At 69.5% G+C, this 25,473-nt stretch carries 24 protein-coding genes; 11 read left to right on the forward strand and 13 right to left on the reverse strand.

All coding sequences use genetic code 11. The features are described 5' to 3' along the window. Positions 1 to 101: 101 nt before the first annotated feature. The 8 genes from AB0M01_RS18340 to AB0M01_RS18375 all read left to right on the forward strand — a co-directional run bounded on the left by AB0M01_RS18340 (position 102) and on the right by AB0M01_RS18375 (position 9,213). On the forward strand, positions 102 to 500 hold the full coding sequence (locus tag AB0M01_RS18340) for a cupin domain-containing protein (protein WP_363670816.1): 399 nt from the start codon (positions 102 to 104) through the stop codon (positions 498 to 500). Next, a complete protein-coding gene (locus AB0M01_RS18345; RefSeq protein WP_363670818.1) occupies positions 493 to 1,860 on the forward strand; it encodes a class I tRNA ligase family protein in 1,368 nt (455 codons plus the stop codon). The genes AB0M01_RS18340 and AB0M01_RS18345 overlap by 8 nt, the downstream gene beginning before the upstream one ends. Positions 1,861 to 1,864: 4 nt before the next feature. Then, the gene (locus tag AB0M01_RS18350; protein ID WP_363670820.1) at positions 1,865 to 4,255 is read left to right on the forward strand and encodes an FAD-dependent oxidoreductase; all 2,391 of its coding nucleotides are present in this window, start codon (positions 1,865 to 1,867) and stop codon (positions 4,253 to 4,255) included. Beyond that, entirely contained in the window at positions 4,237 to 4,629 is a 393-nt protein-coding gene (locus AB0M01_RS18355) for a hypothetical protein (protein ID WP_363670822.1), read from the forward strand. The genes AB0M01_RS18350 and AB0M01_RS18355 overlap by 19 nt, the downstream gene beginning before the upstream one ends. A 1-nt stretch (position 4,630) precedes the next feature. After that, complete coding sequence (locus AB0M01_RS18360) at positions 4,631 to 5,896, forward strand: ATP-grasp domain-containing protein (protein WP_363670824.1); 1,266 nt, start codon at positions 4,631 to 4,633, stop codon at positions 5,894 to 5,896. Continuing rightward, positions 5,893 to 7,173, forward strand: a complete 1,281-nt coding sequence (locus AB0M01_RS18365; RefSeq protein ID WP_363670826.1) for an MFS transporter — start codon at positions 5,893 to 5,895, stop codon at positions 7,171 to 7,173. The genes AB0M01_RS18360 and AB0M01_RS18365 overlap by 4 nt, the downstream gene beginning before the upstream one ends. Before the next feature lie 13 nt (positions 7,174 to 7,186). Beyond that, complete coding sequence (locus AB0M01_RS18370; protein WP_363670829.1) at positions 7,187 to 8,425, forward strand: ATP-grasp domain-containing protein; 1,239 nt, start codon at positions 7,187 to 7,189, stop codon at positions 8,423 to 8,425. Positions 8,426 to 8,574: 149 nt separating this feature from the next. After that, positions 8,575 to 9,213 (forward strand): lysoplasmalogenase, encoded by a 639-nt coding sequence (locus AB0M01_RS18375; protein ID WP_363670831.1) that lies wholly within the window; start codon positions 8,575 to 8,577, stop codon positions 9,211 to 9,213. Here the strand turns inward: AB0M01_RS18375 and AB0M01_RS18380 are convergent. From AB0M01_RS18380 to hisD, 12 genes are all read right to left on the reverse strand, one after another. Beyond that, positions 9,177 to 10,574 carry an alkaline phosphatase PhoX gene (locus AB0M01_RS18380; RefSeq protein WP_363670833.1) on the reverse strand — a complete coding sequence of 466 codons (1,398 nt, stop codon included), beginning with the start codon at positions 10,572 to 10,574 and terminating at the stop codon, positions 9,177 to 9,179. The two genes, AB0M01_RS18375 and AB0M01_RS18380, sit on opposite strands and share 37 nt — an antisense overlap. Positions 10,575 to 10,669: 95 nt before the next feature. Continuing rightward, a complete protein-coding gene (locus AB0M01_RS18385) occupies positions 10,670 to 11,338 on the reverse strand; it encodes an SAVMC3_10250 family protein (RefSeq protein ID WP_363670835.1) in 669 nt (222 codons plus the stop codon). A gap of 18 nt (positions 11,339 to 11,356) precedes the next feature. After that, positions 11,357 to 12,661, reverse strand: a complete 1,305-nt coding sequence (locus AB0M01_RS18390; RefSeq protein WP_363670837.1) for an ABC transporter substrate-binding protein — start codon at positions 12,659 to 12,661, stop codon at positions 11,357 to 11,359. A 21-nt stretch (positions 12,662 to 12,682) separates the two neighbouring features. Beyond that, positions 12,683 to 13,789, reverse strand: coding sequence for a branched-chain amino acid ABC transporter permease (locus AB0M01_RS18395; protein ID WP_363670839.1), 1,107 nt, complete (start codon positions 13,787 to 13,789; stop codon positions 12,683 to 12,685). After that, positions 13,786 to 14,673: a branched-chain amino acid ABC transporter permease gene (locus tag AB0M01_RS18400; protein ID WP_363670841.1), complete on the reverse strand. Its 888-nt coding sequence runs from the start codon at positions 14,671 to 14,673 to the stop codon at positions 13,786 to 13,788. The genes AB0M01_RS18395 and AB0M01_RS18400 overlap by 4 nt, the downstream gene beginning before the upstream one ends. Further along, positions 14,670 to 16,505 carry an AMP-binding protein gene (locus AB0M01_RS18405; RefSeq protein WP_363670843.1) on the reverse strand — a complete coding sequence of 612 codons (1,836 nt, stop codon included), beginning with the start codon at positions 16,503 to 16,505 and terminating at the stop codon, positions 14,670 to 14,672. Before AB0M01_RS18405 ends, AB0M01_RS18400 begins: the two co-directional genes overlap by 4 nt. After that, positions 16,502 to 17,323 (reverse strand): ABC transporter ATP-binding protein, encoded by an 822-nt coding sequence (locus tag AB0M01_RS18410; protein WP_363670845.1) that lies wholly within the window; start codon positions 17,321 to 17,323, stop codon positions 16,502 to 16,504. The genes AB0M01_RS18405 and AB0M01_RS18410 overlap by 4 nt, the downstream gene beginning before the upstream one ends. After that, complete coding sequence (locus tag AB0M01_RS18415; RefSeq protein ID WP_363671584.1) at positions 17,320 to 18,063, reverse strand: ABC transporter ATP-binding protein; 744 nt, start codon at positions 18,061 to 18,063, stop codon at positions 17,320 to 17,322. Before AB0M01_RS18415 ends, AB0M01_RS18410 begins: the two co-directional genes overlap by 4 nt. 259 nt (positions 18,064 to 18,322) lie before the next feature. Further along, the gene (gene hisH, locus AB0M01_RS18420; RefSeq protein ID WP_363670847.1) at positions 18,323 to 18,964 is read right to left on the reverse strand and encodes an imidazole glycerol phosphate synthase subunit HisH; all 642 of its coding nucleotides are present in this window, start codon (positions 18,962 to 18,964) and stop codon (positions 18,323 to 18,325) included. Between the two features lie 28 nt (positions 18,965 to 18,992). Continuing rightward, entirely contained in the window at positions 18,993 to 19,592 is a 600-nt protein-coding gene (gene hisB / locus AB0M01_RS18425; RefSeq protein ID WP_363670850.1) for an imidazoleglycerol-phosphate dehydratase HisB, read from the reverse strand. Next, positions 19,589 to 20,707: a histidinol-phosphate transaminase gene (locus AB0M01_RS18430; RefSeq protein WP_363670852.1), complete on the reverse strand. Its 1,119-nt coding sequence runs from the start codon at positions 20,705 to 20,707 to the stop codon at positions 19,589 to 19,591. The genes hisB and AB0M01_RS18430 overlap by 4 nt, the downstream gene beginning before the upstream one ends. Continuing rightward, the gene (gene hisD / locus AB0M01_RS18435; RefSeq protein ID WP_363670854.1) at positions 20,707 to 22,071 is read right to left on the reverse strand and encodes a histidinol dehydrogenase; all 1,365 of its coding nucleotides are present in this window, start codon (positions 22,069 to 22,071) and stop codon (positions 20,707 to 20,709) included. The genes AB0M01_RS18430 and hisD overlap by 1 nt, the downstream gene beginning before the upstream one ends. A gap of 78 nt (positions 22,072 to 22,149) precedes the next feature. Here hisD and AB0M01_RS18440 point away from each other — a divergent pair, with 78 nt between their 5' ends. The 3 genes from AB0M01_RS18440 to AB0M01_RS18450 are packed head-to-tail and all read left to right on the forward strand — an operon-like array spanning position 22,150 to position 23,401. Beyond that, positions 22,150 to 22,818 (forward strand): LON peptidase substrate-binding domain-containing protein, encoded by a 669-nt coding sequence (locus AB0M01_RS18440; RefSeq protein ID WP_363670856.1) that lies wholly within the window; start codon positions 22,150 to 22,152, stop codon positions 22,816 to 22,818. Positions 22,819 to 22,859: 41 nt separating this feature from the next. Next, positions 22,860 to 23,096, forward strand: coding sequence for a YlcI/YnfO family protein (locus AB0M01_RS18445; RefSeq protein WP_363670858.1), 237 nt, complete (start codon positions 22,860 to 22,862; stop codon positions 23,094 to 23,096). Beyond that, the gene (locus tag AB0M01_RS18450) at positions 23,096 to 23,401 is read left to right on the forward strand and encodes a type II toxin-antitoxin system PemK/MazF family toxin (RefSeq protein ID WP_363670860.1); all 306 of its coding nucleotides are present in this window, start codon (positions 23,096 to 23,098) and stop codon (positions 23,399 to 23,401) included. The genes AB0M01_RS18445 and AB0M01_RS18450 overlap by 1 nt, the downstream gene beginning before the upstream one ends. Positions 23,402 to 23,434: 33 nt before the next feature. Here AB0M01_RS18450 and ilvD read toward each other — a convergent pair whose 3' ends face one another. Then, positions 23,435 to 25,285, reverse strand: coding sequence for a dihydroxy-acid dehydratase (ilvD, locus tag AB0M01_RS18455; protein ID WP_363670862.1), 1,851 nt, complete (start codon positions 25,283 to 25,285; stop codon positions 23,435 to 23,437). Positions 25,286 to 25,473: the final 188 nt, after the last annotated feature.

Here is a 25,473-nt window from a genome sequence, read left to right on the forward strand (position 1 = left end):
GCTGGGCGCTCATCCAAGGCTGAATACGCGTCTTGTCCGTACGTTCATTTCTGCACACTTCTCGAGCCGCGCGCACACGTGGCTACGGAGGGTAGTGAAGCATGCGTACATTCGATGTGGTCACCGGCGAGAGCCTCTTCGTGAACGATCTTCGCGTGGTCCGCTGGGAGCAGTACGGCCTCGGGTCCACGATGCCCTTCCAGGCGATGTGGTACTCGGTGCCCCCGGGTGACGAGAGCCCGATCGACCAGCACCCCGAGCTCGAGCTGTCGATCGTGGTCGCCGGGACGGCGCACGTCCTGGTCGGCGGGACCGAGACCGAGGTCCCGCACGGCAACGCGTTCCTGCTGGACAGCAAGGAAGCGCACGTCGTCCAGAACCGGTCGGCCGACCAGCCGCTGATGGTGTTCAGCGCCTACTGGTACCCCGAGGCCGCGGCCGGCGCGGCGGACGCGCTGGCCGCCCGGACTCCGGTGGCAGTGACGGCCGACCATGACTGATCCGGTCACCGTCTTCACCTTTCCCCAACCGACCGTCAACGGCCCGCTGCACGTCGGGCACCTGTCCGGTCCCTACCTGGCGGCCGACGTCGCCGCCCGGGCCGCGCGGGCTCGCGGCGAGCGCGTCGTGGTCACCACCGGGCTGGACGTGCACCAGAACTACGTCCTGACCCGGGCCGAGCTCGAGGGCGTCGAGGTCGGCGTGATGATGGCCGACTTCCGGACCGGGATGGAGGAGACCTACCAGCAGGCACGGATCGGCTACGACCGGTTCAGCGACCCGATGTCGGCCGAGCACGCGCCGGTGATCAACGACCTGGTGAACCACCTGGTCAGCAGCGGCGCCGCGCCGCTGCGCGAGGTCACCCTGTACGCCTGCGCGGACTGCGACCGGACCCTGCACGAGTCGTACCTGAGCGGGCTCTGCGGTGGCTGCAAGTCGCTCGCCGCGGGCGGTGCCTGCGAGGTCTGCGGGGCCTTCACGCAGGTCGACACCATGGTCGATCCGGTCTGTGGCCGGTGCGGTGGCGCACCGCGCCCGTTCCAGGCGAACGTGCCCGTTCTCCGGATGGAGGACTACCGCGAGGCCCTGACCGCGGTCTGGCTCAAGGCGCAGCTGCCGCCCGCCGTCCGGGCCCTGATCGGCCGGCAGCTGGCCGCCGGGCTGCCCGAGATCGCGCTCGCCTACCCCACCAACTGGGGCATCGAAGGCGACCGCGCTTTGACCGGGCTGCGGATCGGGCCGTACACCGAGATCGCGCTGACCGACCTGGCCAACGTCGCCCGTGGCGTCGACCCGGAGGCCACCGACCTGCCCGGCTACCTGGCCGCGCTCGGCCGGGTGGACTCGCTGTGGCACTTCCTCGGTCTCGACAATGCCTACTGGTACACCGTGTACTGGCAGGCGCTCTGGGCGGCCTGCGGAATCGGCGAGCTGCCGCTTTCCGGACTGGTGGTCAACGAGTTCTACACGCTCGAGGGCGCGAAGTTCTCGACCAGCCGGAATCACGCGATCTGGGCGAACGAACTGCTCCACAAGGAAGACCCTTCAATCGTTCGTTTGTACCTGGCCTGGGACCGCCCGGACCGTTACCGCAGCGATTTCACCTGGCATTCTTTTCAGGCCTTCACCGACCGGGTGAAACCATTGCTGGCGGCCGCGGCGCAGGCTCCGCAGACGCTCGCTCCCACCCTCGCCGCGCGCGAGCTGGCCCGTGGTGAGGCCGCTCTGCGCCCGGCCGGTTTCGACCCGGCACTGGCGGCTCGCTGCCTGATCGGCCTGCTCGAGGGAGGGGTCCGGGACACCGGTCACCTGCTGACGGCGCTGACCGGGACCGAACCGGCCAGGGCAGGCGAGTAGCCCGATGCGGATCTGCGTGATCGGTGCCGGCATCGCCGGCACGTTCCTCGCCTGGCGCCTGCGGGCCACCCCGACGGTCGAGGTCGACCTCGTCACCGGTGTCCCGGGACCGGACGCGACCGCCGCGTCCGGCGGCGGCGTCCGGGGGTTCGAGACGCACCCGGAGCAGCGCCGGCTGGCGGTCGAGAGCCTGGCCGAGCTGTTCGGGACGCCCGGCCTGCTCGACTCGGCCGGCTACGTCGAGACCGGTTCGACGTACCTGATGGCCGGGTACGACGGGCTGGAGGACGCGGTCGCCGAGGTGGAGTACGTGCACCCCGGCTCGACCCAGATCGTCGACCACGGCACGCTGCGCCGCCTCGGCTGGCACGGCCTGCCGGACGGGACGGTCGGCGTACTGGAGAAGCGGGCCGGGTTCATCCGGCCCGACCACCTGCGGGCGCTGGTGATCGACCAGCTGGCCCGCGCCACGAACAGCAGGGTCGTCAGCGGCCCTGTGCTCGGACTGGTTCCCCACTCCGACGGCTCGGTCAGTTGCCGCACACCCGATGGCACCGACCGGTACGACGTCGTCGTGGTGGCCGCCGGTCCGTGGACGCCCGGACTGCTCACCGGCAACGCACTGCCGGCCGACCAGTACCGGACGAAGGCGATCCAGGTCGCCGTGCACCGCGTGGCGGGAGCCCTCCCGACCATGTTCGTCGACGAGACCAGCGACCTGTACGGGCGCCCGACGGCAGACGGCGGTCTGCTGCTGGGCGTCGACACGCACCGCTGGTCCGTCCAACCGGGCAGCAGCGCGCCGATCCACGACCTGACGGCCAAGGCCGTCCAGATCGCCGGCGAGCGGCTGCCGCACCTGCGGCTGCTGGAGACGGCGCACACCGTCACCAACGCCGACTGCTACGCCGATCCGCCGGTTCTGACCCTCTGGTCGGTCCTCGGCAGCACGCATCGGCTCTTCACCTTCACCGGTGGGTCCGGGGGCAGCGTGAAAACCGCGCTGGCCGCCAGCCGGACGGCAGCGAACACGCTGCTCGGCACCGGAAAGAACACGCGCACCACCACTTCGCGGACGGAGAACAAGCGCATGACCATCATGGAACCAGGCACCAGACGAAGCACCGGCGCCACCGCCCTGACCCGGTACCACACGATCGGGATCGGGGCCGGGCCGTCGAACCTCTCGCTGGCCGCCCTCTACAAGAACGTCACCACCGAGAAGCTGGCGCTGTTCGACAGCCGCCCGGTGGCCGGCTGGCACACGCCGCTGCTCTACCCCGGCGTCCGGATGCAGACCGGCTGGATGAAGGACCTGGTGTCGCTGGTCGACCCGCGGCACGAGCTGACGTTCCTGAACTACCTGGTCACCTCCGGGCGGCTCTACGCGCTGATCAACTCCCAGTTCGACTCGCTCCCCCGGATCGAGTACGAGCGCTACCTGGCCTGGGCGACCGAGCGCCTCGGCGTGGTCAACTTCAGCTCCCGGGTGGACTCCATCGCGATCACCGACGACGGCTTCGAGGTGTCCGTCGACGGTACGCCGGTGGCGGTCTCCGAGCACCTGGTGCTCGGCCTGGGCACCCGGCCGGTGTGGCCGGAGTACGTCCGCAACCTGCCGTCCGGCCGGGCCTTCATCGCCGACGAGCTCGGCGTCCGGATGCCCGACCTGGAGCCGCACAAGGCCGACCCGGTCGCGGTCGTCGGCGGCGGCCAGACCGGTCTGGAGTGCGTGCTGCGGCTCCTCGGCTCCGGCTTCACCGACATCCGGTGGCTGGGCCGCAACCAGTGGTTCCGCAGCATCGACGACTCGCCGATGGCCAACGAGCTGTACCGCCCGTCGCACATCGAGTTCCTGCAGGGGCTGAACCGCAGCAAGCGCCGCGAGATGATCGTCGACTCCCGCTACAGCGGCGACGCGATCACCCCGGGCGGCCTGCGGGCGCTCTACCAGGGCAACTACGACGGCCTGCTGACGCTGGGCCGGTTCCCGGTCACGCTGCTGCCGGGTCGCGACGTCACCTCGTCCGAGCTGCTGCCCGACGGCCTGCTGCGGCTGAACTGCTCGACCACGGTGACGCCCGAGCACCACGACGTCCGGCACGTCGTCGTCGCGGCCGGCCGCGAGCACGTCCAGGCGCCGTTCAGCGACGACCTGCGGGACCGGATCGACTACGACGACGACGGCGAGATGCTGGTCGAGCCGGACTACTCGGTGCGCTGGAAGGGCATGAACGGGCACCGGATCTACTCGTTCAACGCCAGCCGGTACAGCCACGGCCTGACCAACGCCGGGCTCACCCAGCTGCCGGTCCGGGCCGCGATCGTGCTGAACTCGATGTTCGACCGGGAGATCTACCCGATCTCCGACGAGCTGTGCGCGGTGCAGTGGTGACCGCCGCCGCCTCCGAGCAGCCGGTGGTGCCCGACGTCGACGGCGTCTGGTTCCGGCTGGTCGTCGACGACCCGGCCGGCGGTGCGCCGTACGGGCAGTACCACCGCGACCGCGACCTGGTCTGGGCCGAGTTCTACGCCGGTGGCACGCTGCGCAGCGGCCGGCTGGTCGGTCACCTCCAGGACGACGGCTCGATCAAGGCCGCCTACTGCCTGCTCACCGCGGCCGGTGAGGTGGTCAGCGGCGAGTGCGTCAGCGTTCCCGAATTCGATGCCCGAGGCAACATCCGTATCGCCGACCACTTCCGTCGCAGCGACGGCAGCAGCGGCGTCACCTACATCGAGCAGATCCCCGCTCCGGTCCGGGAGGCCTGAGATGAACCCCACCGAAGAACGTCCGCACCTGCTCGTGGTGGCGACCGGAATGCGCCTGTTCCGCGAGTACATCCTGCGCTCGATCGCGCCGCAGTACCGGATCCACATGTTCCTGCACTCCGAGCCCAGCTGGGAGAAGGAGTACATCGAGGCGTGGACCGTGCTGGAGACCACCCTCGACGCCGAGGCGCTGGTCACGGCCGCGCAGAAGCTGCACGCCGAGCAGCCGATCGACGGCGTGCTCTGCTGGGACGAGGCACGGATCCTGCAGACCGCCCACGTCGCCGAGGCGCTCGGCCTGCCGGGCGGTGACGTCGCGATGATCAACCGCTGCCGGGACAAGCACCTGACCCGGACGGCGCTCGCCACCCAGGGCGTCCCGCAGCCGGAGTCGGTCCTGGTCGACACCGTCGACGACGCGCTCGAGACCGCCGGCAAGCTCGGCTACCCGGTGATCCTCAAGCCGCGCGCGCTGGCTGCCAGCCTCGGCGTGGTCAAGGTCAACTCGGCCGAGGAGCTGAAGGAGAACTGGGCCTTCGCGCACGACACGACGGTTCCGGAGGCGCCGCACTACGACGTCAAGGTGCTGGTCGAGGAGTTCGCCGACGGTTACGAGATCAGCATCGACGCCGCGGTCTTCCAGGGCACGGTGACGCCGTTCTGCCTGGCTCGCAAGGAGATCGGCTACCCGCCGTACGCCGAGGAGATCGGGCACTTCGTCGACGCGGCCGACCCGCTGCTGGCCGACGAGCAGCTGTTCCAGGTGCTGGCCGACGCGCACGCGGCGATCGAGTTCACCGACGGGGTCACCCACACCGAGATCATGATGACCGCCGACGGCCCGAAGGTGATCGAGATCAACGCCCGGATCGGCGGCGACATGATCCCGTACCTCGGCCTGCAGGCGACCGGCGCCGACCCGGGCCTGGCCGCGGCCGCGGTCGCCACCGGCCGCTCGCCGGAGCTGGTGCCGGACCGCACGATGGTCGGCGGTGTCCGGTTCTTCTACGTCGACGAGAACGACACGGTGCTGGACGACGTCTCCTTCGACTCCGTCGACCTCCCGGCCACCATCGACCAGCTGGTCCCGCTGATGGAGGCCGGCCAGACCACCAGTCCCCCGCCGGAAGGCACGTTGTGGGGCCGGATCGCGTACGCGACGGTGGTGGCGACCTCGATGGACGACTGCCGGGCCGGGCTCGACGCGGCCGAGAAGGCCCTGCGCTGGTCCGGCAAGGTCAAGGAGCCAGAGGAGCCGGCGTCATGACCGAAGCCACGCAGGAGACCGGTGTCTGGGTGACCATCCGGGAGGCCCCGGTCGCGGTCAAGGCCCTGCTCATCGGCAACTTCGTCAACAAGCTCGGCTGGTTCCTGCAGGTCTTCCTGGTGCTGTTCCTGACCACCTCGAAGGGCTTCACCGACGTCCAGGCCGGTACGGCGCTGGGCGTGTACGGCGGCGGTACGGTCGTCGGCCTGATCATCGGCGGCTCGCTGTCGGACAAGATCGGGCCGCGGGCGGCCGTGCTGATCAGCATGTTCGGTATGGCCGGCTTCGTGCTGGCGATCGCCTACGTGCCGAGCTACACCGCCGTACTGATCGTGGTCGCGCTCGCCGGTGCGGTAGGGCAGTTCTACCGGCCAGCCTCGGCGGCGCTGCTGACCGAGCTGACCCCGAAGCACCGGCAGGTGATGATCTTCGCGGTCTACCGGCTGACGATGAACGTCGGCGCCACGGCCGCACCGCTGGTCGGTGCGGCCCTGGTGGCCATCTCGTGGGACCTGCTGTTCATCGGCGAGGCGCTGGCCGCGCTGGCCTACGCGGCGGTGGCGATCATCGCGCTGCCGAAGCGGAAGTCCGCGGCCACCGAGGACGCCGTACCGGACGCCGAGGCTCCGGAGCCTGCGGCCGCGGGCAACTACCTGACCGTGCTCCGGGACTACAAGTACGTGCTGTTCCTGGTCTGCATGTTCATCAACGCGGCGATCTACATGCAGTACCTCGCGGTGCTGCCGCTGCACATGAAGGCCGACGGGCTGTCCACGTGGTGGTTCAGCGCGGTGGTCGCGCTGAACGGGTTCATCGTGATCACCTGCGAACTGCTGGTCACCAAGGTGGTCCAGCACTGGGCGCCGAAGCTGGTGGTGATCGCGGGCTTCGTCCTGCTCGGCGGCGGTCTGGCGTTCTACGCGCTGCCCGGCGGGGTGGCGATCTTCGTGATCGGCACGCTGCTGTGGACACTGGCCGAGATCATCGCCGGCCCGACCATGTTCGCCTACCCCGGCATGGCCGCGCCGCCGCAGCTGCTCGGCCGGTACGTCGGGTCCGCGCACGCGATGTTCGGCCTGGGCTCCGCGCTCGGCCCGTTCCTAGGGGTCTGGATCTGGAACAACTCCGGCACCGACGTGTGGCTGTACTGCGGACTCGCGGGCCTGATCGGCATCGTCCTGGCGTCGATCGGGATGCCCGGCAAACCGGTCGCGGCGGACGAACCAGCAGTGGACATGACCCCGGCCACCGAGCCGTTGCCGAGCGAGAGCTCGTAGAAGGAGCAGTCTGATGTCTGACTACACGATCATCGTGGACCCACTGTCCACCGGGCAGGAATACCCTGCCGCGTTCAAGGAAGCCGGCAAGATCCCGGTCGCCGTCCTCAGCGGGACCGAGCCGCCGCCGGCGTTCACCGGCAGCTGGCACCCGGAGGAGTTCGAGCACATCCACTACTTCACCGGGGACGTGGCCGCGCTCGCCGAGGAGCTTCGCCAGTACGAGCCGGAGTACCTGTTCCCCGGTGCGGAGAGCGGCACCGAGCTCTGCGACCAGCTGATCGAGATCCTGGTCCCAGGCACCGGCAACGTGCCGGAGCTCGCGGCCGCGCGCCGCGACAAGTGGGAGATGGCCGAAGCGCTGCGGCTCGCGGGTGTCCCCCGGCTGCGGCAGATCCGGACCGCCGACCCGGCCGAGGCCGAGCGCTGGCTCAAGGAGAACGACCTGCTCGGCCGGCGGCTGGTGATCAAGCCGCCGAAGAGCGCCGCCGGTGACGAGGTGTACGTCGTCTTCGAGGACGGCGACTGGCGGGAGCGGTTCGACCGGGTGCTCGGCCGGACCAACAAGATGGGCCTGGTCAACGACGCGGTCCTGATCCAGGAGTACGCCGAGGGCACCGAGTACCTGGTCGACAGCTACACCGTCGATGGCAAGCACTCGCTGGTCGACGTCTGCCGCTACACCAAGATCAGCCGCGGCGACAAGATCGGCATCTACCACCGGATCGACTTCCTGGCCGAGGACGACCCGGAGGTGCAGGCGCTGTGGCCGTACACCCAGCAGGTCCTGGACGCGGTCGGCATCCGGATCGGGTGCGGGCACGCCGAGGTGATGATGACCGCCGACGGCCCGCGGCTGATCGAGGTCGCGGCCCGGCCGGCCGGTGGTGGGCACCAGATGGTCAGCGAGCTGGCCACCGGGGACAACCACATCAAGCGGACCGTCGCACACCGGGTCCGCGGCGAGGTGCGGGACGGGTTCGACCTGGTCCAGCACCTGCGCGGGATCTTCGTCTCGGCGTACCGGGACGGCTACTTCCGCAACCGTGAGGTCTTCGACGGGATCGAGAACCTGAAGTCGTTCCACTGGATGAAGATCCTGCACGACGAGGACGCAGTCGTCCCGGAGACGGTCGACCTGTTCACCTGCCTGGCCTGGGTGATCCTGATCCACAGCGACGCCCAGACGCTCGACGACGACTACCGCCGCGTGCTGGAGATGGAGGCCGCGATCGTCATCGACGAGCCCTGACGGACCCGCTCAGCCGTGACCCCCCAGTCCACTGGCTGAGCGCGCCGGGCCGGGCGTTCCCCCAGACGCCCGGTCCCGGCCTCGCCGCCGCACCCCGCACCACCGCGCCACGCCGCTTCCTGTTCACCTCAAGTCGGCAAACTCGCCCCATGAGCCTGAGCCACCTGGTGAACACCCGACGAGGCCTCATCGCGTACGCCACCGCCTCCATCACCCACGTCGCCGCCGTCGCCCTCGACGTCAAGATCCTCCGCCAGGCCAGCAAAGCCACCCTGATGCCGCTCCTGCTCGCCTGGTCCCGCACCCGCGACGCTCCCCCGCTCCTCCAGGCCGCCCTGCTCGCCTCCGCCGCCGGCGATCTGTTGCTGGAGACCGAGCTCCAGTCAGCAGGTATCGCGGCCTTCGCCGCAGCCCACGCCTGCTACCTCGCGCTGATGCTGCCCGACTCAACGCAGCGCTCCTGGCGCGTCGTCGCGGCGTACGGCGCCCTCTGGGCAGCCCTCGTCGCGGTGCTGTCGCGCGGCCTCGGCAACCAGCGCATCCCGGTCGCGGCCTACGCGTTGTTGCTCACGGCAACGGCCATCGTGGCGCGCTGGCACAACCCGCGCAGCGGCGCCGGCGGCGCGCTGTTCCTGCTCTCCGACGCGCTGATCGCGCTGCGGATGTCCGGCCGCGACTTCCCCGGCCGCAGCGCGCTCACGATGGCGACGTACGCCGGAGGCCAGTACCTGCTGGCCTCCGGCGTCACGAATCAGCGCCGGCGCCGCCAGGGGCCGGTGATCGCGTAGGTGATGCCCGGCGTGTAGACGTTGAAGAACATCGTCCGCCCGTCGGCCGAGAAGCCCGCGCCCGCGAGCTCGCCGTACTCCGGCTCCTCCGGCGTGCCGTTGTTCACCCGGTTGCGGGCGAACTTGAAGACCTCGCCGTCCTCGGTGGTGCCGAGGATGTGCTGCTCGCCGAGGCCGTCCTCGCACATCATCAGCCCGCCGTACGGCGACATCGTGATGTTGTCCGGGGCATCGAACTCGGGGTCGTCCGAGCCCGGCTTCGGGCGGGTGAAGATCACCATCAGCCGCAGCGTCTTACGCCGCGGGTCGTAGCGCCAGACCTGACCGTCGTGGTCGACCTTCGGGCCGAGCTCGGTCCGGGCGAACGACGACACGAAGTACACGCAGCGGTCCAGCGCACCCCACCAGCAGCCCTCGAGCTTGTAGCCGCCGGTGATCGGCTTGGCGTAGTCCTGCGCGCGGACCGACTCCGACGTGGCCAGCGGGTCGGGCACCTTCACCCACTGCACGCCGCGGAACTCGGCGCCGGCCTCCTGGACGACGGACAGGTCCGGCAGGTCCGGGATGTGCATCGCCTGCAGCTCACCGCCGGCCCGCAGGCTGCCCCAGCCGCCGCGCGGCCGGTTCGGGAGGAAGCGGTAGAAGCCGCCGAGCGGCGCGATGAACGCGTCCTCGGTCTCGTAGACGATGCCGGTCGCCGGGTCGATCGCGACCGCCTCGTGCTGGAAGCGGCCCATCTGCTTCAGCGGCGTCGGGTGCACGTTGCGGCGGTCGTCGTACGGGTCGACCTCGAAGATGAAGCCGTGGTCCTTGGTGTAGCCGCTCTCGCCGGCCTTGAGCTCGGTCTCCTCGCAGGTCAGCCAGGTGCGCCACGGCGTGATGCCGCCGGAGCAGTTGATCGCCGTGCCGCCGAGGCTGGTGAACTCCTTGGTGGTGTGCTGGTGCCGGTCGACCACGAGCGTGCTGGTGCCGCCGAAGCCCATCGGGTCGTAGGTCCGCTCCGGCGGTGCCTTGACACCGATCGTCGCGGTCGGGCTGCACTCGTGGTTGCGGACCAGGCGGTTGCCGCCGTGCCGGTCCGGGAAGGTCCCCATCCCGTCGAACCGGCTCGGGGTCTTGATCCCGTCCGGGCGGACGGTGCCCTCACGCGACAGGACGGCGTACTTGAAGCCGCGCGGCAGGTCGAGCATGCCCTTGGGGTCCTCGATCAGCGGGCCGTAGCCGATCTTCGGGCCGGAGGTCCCGAGCGCGGGCTGCGCGGTGTAGAGCGCGTCGACGGACCCCACCACACTGACCGCGACACCCGCCGCGGCCGCACGAGCAACGAACTGACGCCTGGACAGGGGATTCTGAACGGACACGGCGGGGCCTCCTTGTGCGTACAAGCAGTTGTCGCCAGTGAACGTACGGTAAACACCAACCCAACAGCAAGAGAACGGGTGTCAGGTACTTACAGTCACTTGGGCGCCGGCGTGTACTCCACGAAGAGTGGGCTCGCCACCACCATCCGGCGTCCGGCGCTGAACGACACCCTCGCCATCCCGCTCAACCACCCGGCCGTGAAGTCCGGAGAGATCCCCCGCAGCCTGTGCACCACGTCGTTCAACTGGTCCTCGTACCAGTCCGCGTTGGCGAAGTCGATCGATCCGTCCTCGACACCGCGGAGGTAACCGAACAGCCCGCTCACCAGGGACTCCGCGATCCCGTCGGTCCGCGTCTGCCCAGGCCCCAGCAGCAGGTGCCGCGCCGAGCCGTGCAGCACGAGCTGGGGCGAGGTCTCGTCGTCCGGGACGTCGCGGCCCCAGAAGAACAGGATGCTGCGCGTGCCCCTGCGGTCCTCGATGACACCGTGCACGAGCTTGGTCTCGAACTGGATCCACTCCCCCGGCTCGGACTCCTCGGTCCACCAGCGGACGGGCCACTTGGAGCGGATGAACTTCTCGGCCTGTTCGAGCGTGACCGTCGGCGCGGGCGCCGCCGGGTCGTAGTCGAGGTTCGTCTCGACGGCGGGCAGGCCGGTGAGTCCGGCGGTGAGCTTCACACCGCCGGACAGACCGTCGCGCTTGCTGCCGGGTTGCCGGAACTGCTGGAGCTTGGCCTGCGAGAGGTAGACGAGTTCGCGCACCCGGCAACCCTACGGTGACTACTGGTAGCAGGGCTTGCTGAAGTTGTGAGCCGCCGCGGTCTTGCCGGTGAAGAAGTCCTTCTCGACCGCGACGCCGGTCGGCGACGGTGCGTCGACCTTGGAGATCAGGCTCTGCCGGAAGACCCGGTCGTTCGGCTCACCGCCGTACTTGCCGGCCTCGGCGGGCAGCATGCCCTCGTAGTCGACCGTCGTCAGCGACTTCACCGCGGCCAGCAGCCCGGCGCGGGTCAGGTCCTTGGACTCGACCGCCTTCTCCAGCGCCGCCTTCATCGGGTACGACCAGACCCAGCCGGCCGTGTACCCGTCGCTCGGCGCCGCCTTGAACGCGGCGTCGCCGACGGCCTCGCGCAGCGCCTTGTGCCCGGGGGTGTCGGTCCCGTACGGCGCCCACGGCCCGGACTGGCGGTAGAGCGCGGTCAGCGCCGGCGCCGCCGGGCTCTTCAGCAGCGCCGGGTTCCAGGTCGGGCTGACGCCGATGAACTGGCCCTTGAACCCGGCCTGCGCGGCACCACCGACGATCGTCGCGGCTTCGGTCGGACCGGTGGCGATGACGACCACGTCCGGCTTCGCAGCCATCAGCTTGGTGATCGCGGCGCCCTGGTTCTCCTGACCGGGAGCGGTCGGGATGTCGGTGAAGGTCAGGTTGTTCGCGGTCGCGGCGAGCTTCGCCCCGGCCGCCGCGTCGTCGCCGTAGTCGCCCGGGAAGTGCACGGCGGCGACCGCCTTGGCCTTGAGCGTCTCCGCGCCGAAGTCGACCGAGTTCATCGCCTCGAAGCAGTAGTTCGTGCCCGACTCCAGGATCACGTCCTCGAACGCCCACGCCGACGTCCACGAGGCCGGGACGGCGATCACGTTGCTCGACTTGAGGTCGCCGAGGATGGCCGCGGTCGGGGGCGACCCGAGGGTCTGCGCGAGGCCGAGCACGTTCGGCTTGATCTCGGCGTACACCTCGTTGTGGACCTGCGGGTTGTACTTGTTGTCCTTGGTGTACTTGACCACGTCGACCTCGTAGCCGCCGATCCCGCCGGCCGCGTTGACCCGCTTCCAGAACGCCTTCTGCCCCTCGGTGACCGGGACGCCGAGCGCCTTGAACGGTCCCTCGGTCAGGTCCGAGATGACGCCCAGGTAGATGCAGCCCTTGGCCTGGTCGACCGCGCTCGGGCACGGCTCCTTGGTCACCCCGACGTCGAACTTGACGCCCTCGCTGCCCTCCTGCGTCTCGGGTGCGTCGTTGCGGCACCCGGCCACGGCCAGTACGGCGGCCACCAGCCCGACCGCGACCGTCCTGCGACTTCTGCTCATCGCTCTTCCTCCCAGGCCGTGTCAGTGCGAGAACGGCCACGACTTCCAGTAGGTGCGGATGCGGATCCAGATCCCGAACAGCCCCCGCGGCTCGAAGATCAGGAAGCCGATGATCAACAGGCCGTAGAGGATCGCCTCGACCTGGAAGACCGTGATGCCCCCGGCGGTGGAGCTGCTGCTGACGAACGGCAGCACCGCGGGCAGTTCGCGGGTGACCCGCGGCAGCAGCGTGATGAACAGCGCGCCGAGCACCGATCCGGAGATGGTCGCCACGCCGCCGACCAGGATCATCGCGATGTACTGCACCGACAGCGCGAGGTTGAACGACCCCGGCTCGACGAAGCCGATCATCACGTACAGCAGCGCGCCCGCGACCCCGGCGTAGAACGAGGACACCGCGAACGCGACCATCTTGTACCGGGTCACGTCGACGCCGATCACCGCGGCGGCCAGGTCCCGGTCGCGGACCGCGGCCAGCGCGCGGCCGATCCGGGAGCGGACCAGGTTCCGGGCCAGCACGCCGAAGATCACCAGCAGCACGAACATCAGCAGGTACAGCTTCTGCGCCTTGGTGAAGAACGCGCCGTCCACGGCGAACTGCAGCCCGAACAGCTCCGGTACGGCGGCCGGCCGCCCGACGCCCACTCCCCCGGTGAGATCGCGCCAGTGCTTGAACAGGTGCTCGCCGATGAACACCAGCCCGAGCGTCACCACGGCGAGGTACAGCCCGCGCAGCCGCGCGGCCAGCGGCGCGACGATCAGCCCAGCGAGCCCCGCGACGAGCCCGGCCGCGAGCAGCCAGACCGGCAGCGACGTGATCCCGAACCCGATCAGCCGGGTGCTGTCCGGATCTCCCGACAGCGCGGCGGCGGTGTACGCCCCGATCGCCAGGAAGAACGCGTGCCCGAGCGACACCTGCCCGGCGTACCCGGTGACGATGTTGAGCCCGATCGCGCCGATCGCGGCCACGAACGCCGTCGCCAGCACGACGAGCAGATCGTCCTGCAGCAGGAACGGGAGTGAGATCGCGACGACCGCGAGCACGAGCGTCCACCACCGCTTCGCGGGCGTGTTGAGCAACGCCATGTCCTGCCCGTACGCCGTGTAGATCTGCGGCCGGCCCCTCATATCCGCTCCACCTCCCGGGTCCCGAACAGCCCGTACGGTCTGACCAGGAGGACGAGCAGCATCAGCAGGTACGGCACGACCAGGAAGAAGTCGCCGCCGAAGACCGGACTCACCTCGCCGCCGTAGTTGCCGACCAGCGCTTCGACGACGCCGATCGACAACCCCGCGACGACCGCGCCGCCAAGCGAGTCGAGGCCGCCGAGGATGATCACCGGCAACGCTTTGAGGGCGGTCAGCCAGAGGTTCTGCTCGAGGCCGATCCCGGTCGACAGGAACACGCCGGCCAGTCCGGCGAGCATCGCCGCGAGCGCCCAGGACAACGAGAACACGCCGCCGACCGAGATGCCCTGGGCTTGCGCGACCTCCTGGTCCGACGAGGCGGCGCGCATCGCAAGACCGGTGCGGGACCAGCGGTAGAAGGCGAACAGCGCCGCGACGACGATCAGCGTCGTGACCAGCGTGGCGAGGTGGCGCTGGTCGATCGTGACGCTGCCCAGCTTCAGCTGCTGCAGGCCCCACGGGTCGCCCATCTGCCGGATGTCGACGCCGATGAACGAGTTCACGACGGTCCGGATCACGATGTCGACGCCGAGCGTGATGATCGCGATCACGAACACCGGTTTGCCGATCATCGGCCGCAGCGCGACGCGTTCGACACCGACGCCGAGCAGCCCGGTGAGCAGCAGCGCGACCACGACGGCCAGGAAGAAGTTCAGCTCCAGCACGAGATGGCTGACCAGCAGACCGCCGACCATCATGAAGGCCGGCTGGGCGAAGCTGATCACCCGCATCGACTTGTAGACGATCACGAACCCGAGGGCGAGCAGCGCGTAGATCGAGCCGTTGCCGAGCCCGCGGACGACGGTGGCGATCAGGTCGTTCATCGGGCGCCTCCGCGGTACATCTCCTCGACCAGTTCGCCGTACGCCGTACTGACGGCGCTGCGTTTCACCTTCTGGGTCGCGGTCAGCTCGCCGTCCTCGTGCTCGAGCAGCTTCGGCAGCAGCCGGAACGTCTTCACCTGCTCGACGGTCGCGAAGCGCGCGTTCACCTCGTCGACGACGCCCTGGACGAGCTTGATCGTCTCGGGCTTCGAGCTGAGGTCCCGGTACGTCGAGTAGGGCAGCCGCTGCTGCTGCGCCCAGTGGCCGACGGTGTCGGGTTCGATCCCGATCAGCGCGGTCAGGTACTTGCGCCCGTCGCCGATCACCACCGCCTCCTTCAGGTACGGCGACGCCTTGAGCGCGTTCTCGATCTCCGACGGCGCGATGTTCTTGCCGCCGGCGGTGATGATCAGGTCCTTCATCCGGTCGGTGATCCGCAGGTGCGTCCCGTCGACCCACTCGCCGACGTCGCCGGTGTGCAGCCAGCCGTCCGGGTCGAGGATCCGCGCGGTCGCCTCCGGGTCGTGCCAGTAGCCGGCGAAGGTGCCGTCGTGCCGGGTCAGGATCTCGCCGCTGATCTCGTCGATCTTCAGCTCGACGCCCGCGTGGCGCTCGCCGACGGTGCCGACCTTGACCCGGCCGGGCCGGTTGGCGGTGGCGACGGCGGAGTTCTCGGTCATGCCGTAGACCTCGTGCATCGGCAGGCCGAGGCCCATGAAGAACCGCAGCACCTCGGGGGCGATCGGGGCCGCGCCGGAGGCGGCGTACCGGACCTTGCGGAGGCCGACGCGGTCGAGCAGGGCTCGGTAGCAGATCAGGTAGCCGACGGCGTAGGTGAGTCTGGATGAGGTGGTGTGCTTGCCGCCGTTGGCTGCCTTGATGCTGCCGATCCGGTCGGCCTGCTGGAGCCAGAAGGTGCCGAGCCGGCGCTTGAGCAGGCCCGCGGAGGCGATCCGGATCTGGATGCCGGCGGCGATCTTCTCCCAGATCCGCGGAACGCCGAACAGGACGGTCGGCTGGACCTCGTGCAGGTTGGTGGCGACGGTCTCGATCGACTCGGCGAAGTGCACGCAGACGCCCGCGCCCGCGCCGAACCAGCAACTGAAGACGCGCTCGGCGACGTGGCAGAGCGGGAGGTAGGACAGGACGCTGTCCTTGCTGGACGGCGGCGGGGCGGTGAAGCCGCCTTGTTCGACGAGCTCGCGGATGGCGTAGTCGACGTTCGCTACGGTGAGCATCACGCCTTTGGGCGGGCCGGTGGTGCCGGAGGTGTAGACGAGCGTGGCGACGTCGTCGGGTTGGGTCTGGTCCATTCGCTCGTGGATCGCTTGCGGGTTGTCGTTGCGATGCGCCTGTCCCAGAGCGAGAAAGTCGGGCCAGGCCAGCAACCGGGGATCTTCGTAGCGATGCCTGATCCCGCGCGGTTCCAGGTAGATGATCCGCTCCAGGTCGGGTAGTTCGTCAGCCACCGCGAGGGCTTTGTCGACCTGCTCCTGGTCCTCAGCGATCAGTACTTTGGAGCCTGAGTGCTTCAACAGGTAGGCGACTTCGGCCGTGGGATTCGTGGGGTAGAGCCCGACGCTGACTGCCCGGACCGCGACTGCGCCGACGTCGGTGTAGAGCCATTCGCGGCGGTTCTCGGAGTGGATCGCCACCCGGTCGCCGGGCTCGATGCCGAGGGCAAGCAATGCGTGGCCGACGAGTTGTGCGGTGTCCCAGTACCGCGCCCAGCTGACCTCCTGCCAGAGTCCGAGATCCTTCTCCCGCAGAGCAATCACAGCCGGCGTGCTCTCAGCCCTTTGCCGCACCCTGGTCGCGATCGTGGCCGTCATGACCGGGTCCTGTGCTCTTCACCCAGGTACGCCCGCACCACATCCGGATCCTTCGCGACCTCCTGCGGCACCCCCGTGCGGATCGGCCGGCCGAAGTCGACCACCATGATCCGGTCGGCCAGGTCCATCACCAGTCCCATGTCGTGCTCGACCATCACCATCGGCAGGCCGAGCTCGTCGCGGATGTCGAGGATGAACCGGGCCATGTCCTCGGTCTCCTCCAGGTTCATCCCGGCGACCGGCTCGTCGAGCAGCAGCAGTTTCGGCTCCGCGGCCAGCGCCCGCCCGAGCTCGACCCGCTTCTGTACGCCGTACGGCAGCAGCCCGACCGGCATCCGCCGCCACTGCGCCAGCTCGAGGAAGTCCACGATCTCCTCGACCGCCTTGCGATTCGCCAGCTCGTTGCGCCGCGCCTTGCCCAGCCACGCGAACGCCGCCAGGACGCCGTACGGGTTGTGGTGGTGGCGCCCGAGCATCAGGTTGTCGAGCACGGTCAGGTTGGCGAACAGCTCGATGTTCTGGAACGTCCGCGCGATCCCGAGCCGCGCGATCGCGTGCGGGCGACGCCCGATCAGCTCCTCGCCGCCGAACCGCACCGAGCCGCGCTGCGGGCGGTAGACACCGGAGAGCACGTTGAAGATCGACGTCTTGCCGGCGCCGTTCGGGCCGATCACCGCGAACAGCTCGCCCGGGCCGACGGTGAAGCTGACGCCGTTCAGCGCGGTGACGCCGGAGAACTCCAGCAGCACGTCGTCGAAGGTGAGCACCGGCTGGGTGGTCGAGGCGGTGTCGTCCGGCCGGGTCTCGGTGGCGGTCACGACAACCACCGCTTCCGGCGCCGGTAGTGCTTCACGTCCCGGAACGACTTCGCCGCGCCCTCGGCACCGAGCCCGAGGTAGAACTCGCGGACGTCGCCGTCGGCGAGCAGCTCCGCGGCCGGCTTGTCCATCACCATCGCGCCGTTCTCCAGTACGTACCCGTGCTCGGCGATCGCCAGCGCCATCGCGGCGTTCTGCTCGACCAGCAGCACCGTCGTCCCGGCGCGGTTGATGTCGACGATCACGTCGCGGATCTGCTGCACGATCAGTGGCGCGAGGCCGAGGCTCGGCTCGTCCATCAGCAGGTACTTCGGGTCGGACATCAGCGCGCGGCCGATCGCCAGCATCTGCTGCTCGCCACCGGACAGGTAGCCGGCGATCTTGCGGCGCCGGTCGGCGAGCACCGGGAACAGGTCGTAGGTCCGGTCCAGGTTGGTCTTTACGGTGCGCGGCGTGACGTGGCCGCCGATCCGCAGGTTCTCCTCGACGGTCAGCTCGGTCAGGATCCGGCGGCCTTCCATCACCTGTTTGATGCCCAGGGCAGCGATCTTGGCCGGGCCGAGGTGCTGCACGGGTTCGCCGTCGAGGGTGATGGTTCCGCGGCTGATCTTTCCGTCGTGCAGGTCGAGCAGCCCGGACAGCGCGCGCAGCAGCGTGGACTTGCCGGCGCCGTTCGCGCCGAGCAGCGCGACGATCTTGCCCTGCGGCACCTCGAGGCTGACGCCGCGCAGCACCAGCATCACCTCGTCGTAGACGACCTCGAGATTCGTCGCTGCCAGCACGTCCGGCCTCCTGGATCCCCGAAGGTTCCCACCGTCCTGGCGAGTGAGTGTGACAGCACCGATGTCATCTACGGAAGAGGTCCGGCCCGGAAATCGGACGCGTCTTCCCAAACTGTGATCGGCCCAGGCGGGACGTGTTCGCCCTGGTCAGGAGTCAACCAGGGCGACACCGTGGTACGGCGGCCGCGCTCGCTTCCGCACGTTCCCGGACAGCGGCTCAGAGCGAGCGGACCCAGTTCGCCAGCAGCTCGGCACCCGCGTCCCCGGACTTCTCCGGGTGGAACTGCGTCGCACTCAGCGGCCCGTTCTCGACCGCGGCGACGAACTTGTCCTCGCCGTACGAGGTCCAAGTCACCTTCGGGGTCACCGACTCCCGCGTGTCCTTCAGCGCCCACTCGCGCACGCCGTACGAGTGCACGAAGTAGAAGCGCTCCTTCTCGATCCCCTCGAACAGCGTGCTGCCCGGGGGAACGTCGACCGTGTTCCAGCCCATGTGCGGCACCGGCTCGGTCCCCTCCGGCCGCAGGCGCTCGACCGTCCCCGGCCACTGCTCGCAGCCCTCGGTCTCGACCCCGTGCTCGATCCCCTTGGCGAACAGGATCTGCATCCCGACGCAGATCCCGAGCACCGGCCGCCCGCCGGTCAGTCGCCGGTCCACGACGACGTCACCGCGCACGGCCTTGAGCCCTGTCATACAAGCCTCGAACGCACCAACCCCAGGCACCAGCAGACCATCAGCATCGAGCGCCTGCTGGTAGTCCGAGGTGACGGTCACGTCCGCGCCGACGCGCTGCAGCGCGCGCTCCCCGGACCGGATGTTGCCCGACCCGTAGTCCAGCAGGACGACCTTCTTGCTCACAGCGCGCCCCTCACGCCACTGCGCTTCTTCACAGCGCGCCTTTGGTGGAAGGGATTCCGGGCTGCCGCGGGTCCAGCTCGGCGGCGTCCCGCAGCGCCCGCGCGAACGCCTTGAACTGCGCCTCGACGATGTGGTGCGGATCCCGCCCGGACAGCACCCGGATGTGAACGCAGATCGCCGCGTTGAACGCGAGCGTCTCGAACACGTGCTGCGTCAGCGATCCGGCGTAGTCCCCACCGATGATCGCGTACACCTGCCCATCGGGCTCACCCGTGTGCACGCAGTACGGCCGCCCGGACAGGTCGACCGTGCAGTGCACGAGCGCCTCGTCCAGCGGCACGGTCGCGTCACCGAACCGGCGGATCCCCTTCTTGTCGCCGAGCGCCTCCTTGAGCGCCTGGCCGATCCCGATCGCGGTGTCCTCGACGGTGTGGTGCGCGTCGATCTCCAGGTCGCCGACCGTGTTCACGTGCAGGTCGAGCAGCGCGTGCTTGGCCAGCGCGTTGAGCATGTGGTCGTAGAACCCCACCCCGGTGGAGATGTCGGCCCGGCCGGTCCCGTCCAGGTCGACCTCGACCAGCACCTTGGACTCGCTGGTCTCCCTGTCGATCCGCGCTGTGCGGCTCATGATTGCCTTCCCACGTCGGTCTTGAGCACCTTCTCCAGGCTCGCGCGGAACGCGGCCATCTCGGCTCCGGTGCCGATCGAGACCCGCAGCCAGCCGTCCGGGCCGGTCTCACGGATCAGTACGCCGTCGTCGAGCAGCGCCTGCCAGACCGCGTGGCGGTCGGTGAAGGTGCCGAACAGGACGAAGTTCGCGTCCGAGTCGACGGCTTTGAGGCCCTGGGCCCGCAGCCAGTCGACGGTCTCGTCGCGCTCCACGCGCAGCTGCTCGACCCGGCCGAGCAGCTCGTCGGAGTGCCGCAGCGCGGCCCGCGCGACTGCCTGGGTCACCGCGGACAGGTGGTACGGCAGCCGGACGATCCGCAGCGCGTCGACCAGTTGCTTGCTTGCGGCAAGGTAACCGACGCGGGCGCCGGCCAGCGCGAACGCCTTCGAGGTGGTCCGGGCGACGGCCAGGTTCGGGTACGCCGGGAGCAGGCTGGTCGCACTCGGCGTCCCGGCCCGGCGGAACTCGGCGTACGCCTCGTCGACGACCAGCACGGCGCCGATCGACGCGCACCGCCCGGCCAGCGCCTCGACCAGCTGGATCGGCAGCGCCGTACCGGTCGGGTTGTTCGGGGAGGCGAGCAGCACGACCGACGGCCGGTGCCGCGAGATCGCGGCGAGCGCCTTGCTTTGGTCGAGGGTGAAGTCGTGCGACCGGCGGCCGACCACCCAGCCGGTGTTCGTGTCGCGGGCGTACTCCGGGTACATCGAGTACGTCGGCGCGAACGACAGCGCGGTCCGACCGGGCCCGCCGAAGGCTTGCAGCAGGTGCAGCATCACCTCGTTGGAACCGTTGGCCGCCCAGATCTGGTCGGCGGTCAGGTGCGCCCCGGACTCACGCCCGAGGTACGCCGCCAGGTCGGCGCGCAGCGCGAGGAAGTCGCGGTCGGGGTACCGGTTGAGCCCGCGGGCCGCCTCGGTGACCGACGCGGTGATGTCCGCGACGACGGCCTCGCTCGGCGGGTACGGGTTCTCGTTGACGTTGAGCAGGAACGGGACGTCGAGCTGCGGCGCGCCGTACGGCTCGAAGGCCTTCAGTTCTTCCCGGATCGGAAGCCCGTCGAAGCGGCCCATCAGCTGTCACCTGCGGACGCGGCGCTGCCGCCGGACGTGGTGGCGACCCCGGGGAAGCGTGCGGCGACGGCGGCGCCGTGCGCCGGCAGGTCCTCGGCGTTCGCGAGCGCCAGCACGTGACCGGCGACCTCCTCCAGCGCGTCGCGCGTGTAGTTCACGACGTGCATCGCCTTCAGGAAACTCCGGACCGACAGCCCGGACGAGTGGCACGCGCAACCGGCGGTCGGCAGCACGTGGTTCGACCCCGCGCAGTAGTCACCCAGCGACACCGGCGACCACCCGCCGACGAAGATCGCGCCCGCGTTGTTGATCAGCGCAGCACGTTCCTCGGCGTCCTCGGTCTGGATCTCGAGGTGCTCAGCGGCGTACGCATCGACCAGCACGGTCCCCTGGTCCAGATCGTCGACCAGCACGATCGCGGACTGCTGCCCACCGAGCGCCTCGGTCACCCGCTCGGCGTGCTTGGTCTTCGCCACCTGGATCGGCAGCTCGGCCTCAACCGCCGCCGCCAGCGACTCGCTCGGCGTCACGAGCACGCTCGCCGCCATCGGGTCGTGCTCGGCCTGGCTGATCAGGTCGGCGGCGACGTGCGCCGGATCCGCCGTACCGTCGGCCAGTACGGCGATCTCGGTCGGCCCCGCCTCGGAGTCGATCCCGACCTGCCCCAGCAGGAAGCGCTTCGCGGCAACGACGTAGATGTTGCCCGGACCGGTGATCAGGTTGACCTTCTTGCAGCCCTCGAAGCCGTACGCGAACCCGGCGATCGCCTGCGCGCCGCCCATCGCGTACACCTCGTCGATCCCGAGCATCGCGCACACCGCGAGCACGGTCGGGTGCGGCAAGCCACCGAACTCCTTCTGCGGCGGGGACGCCACAGCCAGCGACGGCACTCCCGCAACCTGAGCCGGTACGACGTTCATCACGACGCTCGACGCCAGCGGCGCACGACCGCCCGGCACGTACAGCCCGACCCGCTGCACCGGCACCAGCCGCTGCGTGACGCGACCACCCGGCGCGGGCTCGGACGCGACGTCCGCACCGAGCTCGTCCTCGCTGACCTCGCGGACCCGGCGGATCGACTCCTCGAACGCGGCCCGGACCGTCGGGTCGAGCTCCTCGAGCGCGGTCTTCAGCGCCTCGGCCGGCACCCGGACGTCGTCGACGCGGACCTGGTCGAACTTCTCGCCGTACTCCCTGATCGCGTCGAGACCACGATGCCGGACGTCCAGACAGATCGGTCGGACGACGTCGAGAGCCTTCTCGACGTCAAAGGTGGCTCGGGGCACCAGGGCGTGAACTTCGGCAGGGAGGTCGTTGAGCTCTCCGGCCGCCACTCGGCCCCGCAGGTCGACGCGGCGAATCATGGGGCCAGTCTAGTGGTCCGGCCGGTTGTGCCGTGGTTCGGCGTACAACCTGTGGATGGTTGCCCTAGGCTCGACGGTATGGACTCTCGGCTGCCGCTGCTCACCGTCGAGACGGTGATCTTCCCGGGGCTGGTGCTCCCCCTCCCGATCACCGACGCCCAGGGCCGGTCGGTGATCCGTGACCTGGTCGAGAACGGCGGCGAGATGGTCTGCGGCGCGATCGCGGTCCGGGACGGCTACGAGCTCGGCGACCGGGTCTTCCGCTCGCTGTACGGGACCGGCTGCGCGGCCACCATCTCCGAGATCACCCTCGACCCCGCCGACGACGGCCCGGTCGAGGTCACGCTGACCGGCAACCGCCGGTTCAAGGTCGACGAGCTGGACAGCGGCGGCGACTATCTGGTCGCCGACGTCGAGTGGCTCGACGAGGAGCTCGGCGACGACCCGCTCGGTACGGCGACGATCGCCGTCGAACGCTTCCGCCGGTACGCCGCCGCCGTGACCGAGATCTCCCGGCCCGGGCTGCACATCGGCTCGCTGCCGGACGACCCCGGCACGCTGTCGTACCTGATGTCGGCGGCGACCACCCTGCTCACCCCCGAGCGCCAGAAGCTGCTCGAAGCGCCGGACACCACCACCCGGCTGGCCCAGCTGATCGGCCTGCTCGACGCCGAGCTGACCGCGATCCGGGCGATCCCGTCACTCCCGGACACCGACCTGTCCTGGTCGACGATGAACCCGAACTGATCGTCATACCAGGTTGAATCCCACGGTGGTATCTTCGTGGTATGAGTAAACAGATCACCGTACGCCTGCCGGACGAGCTGGTCGACTTCATGGACCGGCTCGTCGACGACAACAAGGCCCCCTCCCGCGCCTCGGTCGTGGCCCGGGCGATGGAACGCGAGCGCCGCCGCGAACTGGCCGCCCGCGACCTCGCCCTGCTCGCCGAGTACGGCGAACCGGCCGACCTGGACGGCCTGGCCGCCAGTGCCGGCGGCACCGTGCTCACCGACCTCGACTGATGCGCCCCATCCACATCGCCCGCCTCGACAAGCCCCGCCCGGTGGTCGTCCTCACCCGGGAACTGATCCGCCCGCGCCTCACCAACGTGACGGTCGCCCCCATCACCAGCACGATCCGCGGCCTCTCGACCGAGGTCCTGGTCGGCCCCCAGAACGGCCTCGACCACCCGAGCGCGATCAGCTGCGACAACATCCAGACGATCCCGAAGCTGCAGCTGGGTCGCCTGATCGGCTACGTGTTGCCCGACCAGGAACCGGCGCTCGCCGAAGCGATCACGCTGGCCTTCGACCTCGAGCTGATGTAACTACGGCCGACCTGAGGCCGGCCGTAGTCTGTTTCACCCCAGCTTCGTGACGTCCCGGACGGCGCCCTTGTCCGCGCTCGTCGCCATCGCGGCGTACGCCTTCAGCGCCTGCGACACCTTCCGTTCCCGCGCCTTCGGCGCGTAGACGCCGTTCAGCGCCGTACGGCGAACCTCCAGCTCGGCGTCGTCGACCAGCAGGTCGATCGACCGGTTCGGGATGTCGATCCGGATCTGGTCCCCGTCCTGCACCAGCGCGATCGTCCCACCGGACGCCGCCTCCGGCGACGCGTGCCCGATCGACAAACCCGACGTACCGCCCGAGAACCGCCCGTCGGTGACCAGCGCACACACCTTGCCCAGCCCACGCCCCTTGAGGAACGACGTCGGGTACAGCATCTCCTGCATCCCAGGCCCGCCCTTCGGCCCTTCGTACCGGATCACCACGACATCACCCGGCTGAACCTGCTTGGCGAGGATCTTCTCCACAGCCTCTTCCTGCGACTCGCAGACGACAGCCGGCCCCTGGAACGTCCAGATCGACTCGTCCACCCCCGCGGTCTTCACGACGCACCCGTCGACAGCCAGGTTGCCCTTCAGCACCGCCAGCCCACCATCGGTCGAGTAGGCGTGCTCCCGATCGCGGATGCACCCACGCGCCGCGTCGGTGTCCAGCGTCTCCCACCGCTCCGACTGCGAGAACGCCGTCGCCGACCGCACACACCCCGGCGCCGCGTGCCACATCTCAACCGCCTCGGCCGACGGCGACCCACCGCGCAGGTCCCACGTCTTCAGCCACTCGTCGATCGAGTCGCTGTGCACGGTGTGGATGTCCTCGTTCAGCAGCCCACCGCGGTACAGCTCGCCGAGGATCGCCGGGATCCCGCCGGCCCGGTGCACGTCCTCCATGTAGTACGTGCCACCCGGCGCCACGTTCGGCGCGACCTTCGCCAGGCACGGCACCCGCCGCGAGACGGCGTTGATGTCGTCCAGCCCGAAGTCGACCTCGGCCTCCTGCGCGGCGGCCAGCAGGTGCAGGATCGTGTTCGTCGACCCACCCATCGCGATGTCGAGCGCCATCGCGTTCTCGAACGCGGCCCGGGACGCGATGTTGCGCGGCAGGACGTTCTCGTCGTCGGTGTCGTAGTACCGCTTGGTGATCTCGACGACGGTCCGCCCGGCGTTCTCGTACAGCGCCTTGCGCGCGGTGTGGGTCGCCAGCACCGAGCCGTTGCCCGGCAGCGACAGCCCGATCGCCTCGGTCAGGCAGTTCATCGAGTTCGCGGTGAACATCCCCGAGCACGACCCGCAGGTCGGGCAGGCGTTCTCCTCGATCCGCTGGATGTCGGCGTCGGAGACGTTCTCGTTGACCGCCTCGGACATCGCGTCGATCAGGTCCAGCTTCCGCACGGTCCCGTCGACCAGCGTCGCCCGCCCGGCCTCCATCGGACCGCCGGACACGAACACGGTCGGAATGTTCAGCCGCAACGCGGCCATCAGCATCCCCGGCGTGATCTTGTCGCAGTTGGAGATACAGATCAGCGCGTCCGCACAGTGCGCCTCGACCATGTACTCGACGGAGTCCGCGATCAGATCCCGCGACGGCAGGCTGTACAGCATCCCGCCGTGCCCCATCGCGATCCCGTCGTCGACGGCGATCGTGTTGAACTCCCGAGCGATCCCGCCCGCGGCGTGAATCGCCTCCGAAACAATCCGCCCCACCGGCTGCAGGTGCGTGTGCCCCGGCACGAACTCGGTGAAGCTGTTCGCCACCGCGATGATCGGTTTCCCGAAGTCCTCCCGAGCTACCCCCGACGCCTGCATGAGAGCACGAGCCCCCGCCATGTTGCGCCCATGAGTAACAGTACGGGACCTCAATGCAGGCACGACGCCATCTCCTAATCTCCGGAACCACTCCCCCAACATGCTGCCACCCCGTCCCGAATACCGAAACACCGGTCCCACATCTCGGCGGTGCCCTGACCGGTACACCCGCCGTAGGCGCCGACCTGGCAGCCCACCCCTGCAGCCAGCTGCACCGGCGACTTCCCGTGAAGACATCCGAGGGCGAGCGC

Source organism: Kribbella sp. NPDC051770, from assembly GCF_040681455.1.
Lineage (GTDB): Bacteria > Actinomycetota > Actinomycetes > Propionibacteriales > Kribbellaceae > Kribbella.

Excerpts from the sequence above, each read along its gene's own strand:
- AB0M01_RS18340 (WP_363670816.1), top strand. The coding sequence starts at position 102 with ATGCGTACATTCGATGTGGTCACCGGCGAGAGCCTCTTCGTGAACGAT.
- AB0M01_RS18345 (WP_363670818.1), top strand. The coding sequence starts at position 493 with ATGACTGATCCGGTCACCGTCTTCACCTTTCCCCAACCGACCGTCAAC.
- AB0M01_RS18350 (WP_363670820.1), top strand. The coding sequence starts at position 1,865 with ATGCGGATCTGCGTGATCGGTGCCGGCATCGCCGGCACGTTCCTCGCC.
- AB0M01_RS18360 (WP_363670824.1), top strand. The coding sequence starts at position 4,631 with ATGAACCCCACCGAAGAACGTCCGCACCTGCTCGTGGTGGCGACCGGA.
- AB0M01_RS18365 (WP_363670826.1), top strand. The coding sequence starts at position 5,893 with ATGACCGAAGCCACGCAGGAGACCGGTGTCTGGGTGACCATCCGGGAG.
- AB0M01_RS18370 (WP_363670829.1), top strand. The coding sequence starts at position 7,187 with ATGTCTGACTACACGATCATCGTGGACCCACTGTCCACCGGGCAGGAA.
- AB0M01_RS18375 (WP_363670831.1), top strand. The coding sequence starts at position 8,575 with ATGAGCCTGAGCCACCTGGTGAACACCCGACGAGGCCTCATCGCGTAC.
- AB0M01_RS18390 (WP_363670837.1), bottom strand. The coding sequence starts at position 12,661 with ATGAGCAGAAGTCGCAGGACGGTCGCGGTCGGGCTGGTGGCCGCCGTA.
- AB0M01_RS18395 (WP_363670839.1), bottom strand. The coding sequence starts at position 13,789 with ATGAGGGGCCGGCCGCAGATCTACACGGCGTACGGGCAGGACATGGCG.
- AB0M01_RS18400 (WP_363670841.1), bottom strand. The coding sequence starts at position 14,673 with ATGAACGACCTGATCGCCACCGTCGTCCGCGGGCTCGGCAACGGCTCG.
- AB0M01_RS18405 (WP_363670843.1), bottom strand. The coding sequence starts at position 16,505 with ATGACGGCCACGATCGCGACCAGGGTGCGGCAAAGGGCTGAGAGCACG.
- AB0M01_RS18415 (WP_363671584.1), bottom strand. The coding sequence starts at position 18,063 with ATGCTGGTGCTGCGCGGCGTCAGCCTCGAGGTGCCGCAGGGCAAGATC.
- hisB (WP_363670850.1), bottom strand. The coding sequence starts at position 19,592 with ATGAGCCGCACAGCGCGGATCGACAGGGAGACCAGCGAGTCCAAGGTG.
- AB0M01_RS18430 (WP_363670852.1), bottom strand. The coding sequence starts at position 20,707 with ATGGGCCGCTTCGACGGGCTTCCGATCCGGGAAGAACTGAAGGCCTTC.
- hisD (WP_363670854.1), bottom strand. The coding sequence starts at position 22,071 with ATGATTCGCCGCGTCGACCTGCGGGGCCGAGTGGCGGCCGGAGAGCTC.
- AB0M01_RS18440 (WP_363670856.1), top strand. The coding sequence starts at position 22,150 with ATGGACTCTCGGCTGCCGCTGCTCACCGTCGAGACGGTGATCTTCCCG.
- AB0M01_RS18445 (WP_363670858.1), top strand. The coding sequence starts at position 22,860 with ATGAGTAAACAGATCACCGTACGCCTGCCGGACGAGCTGGTCGACTTC.
- AB0M01_RS18450 (WP_363670860.1), top strand. The coding sequence starts at position 23,096 with ATGCGCCCCATCCACATCGCCCGCCTCGACAAGCCCCGCCCGGTGGTC.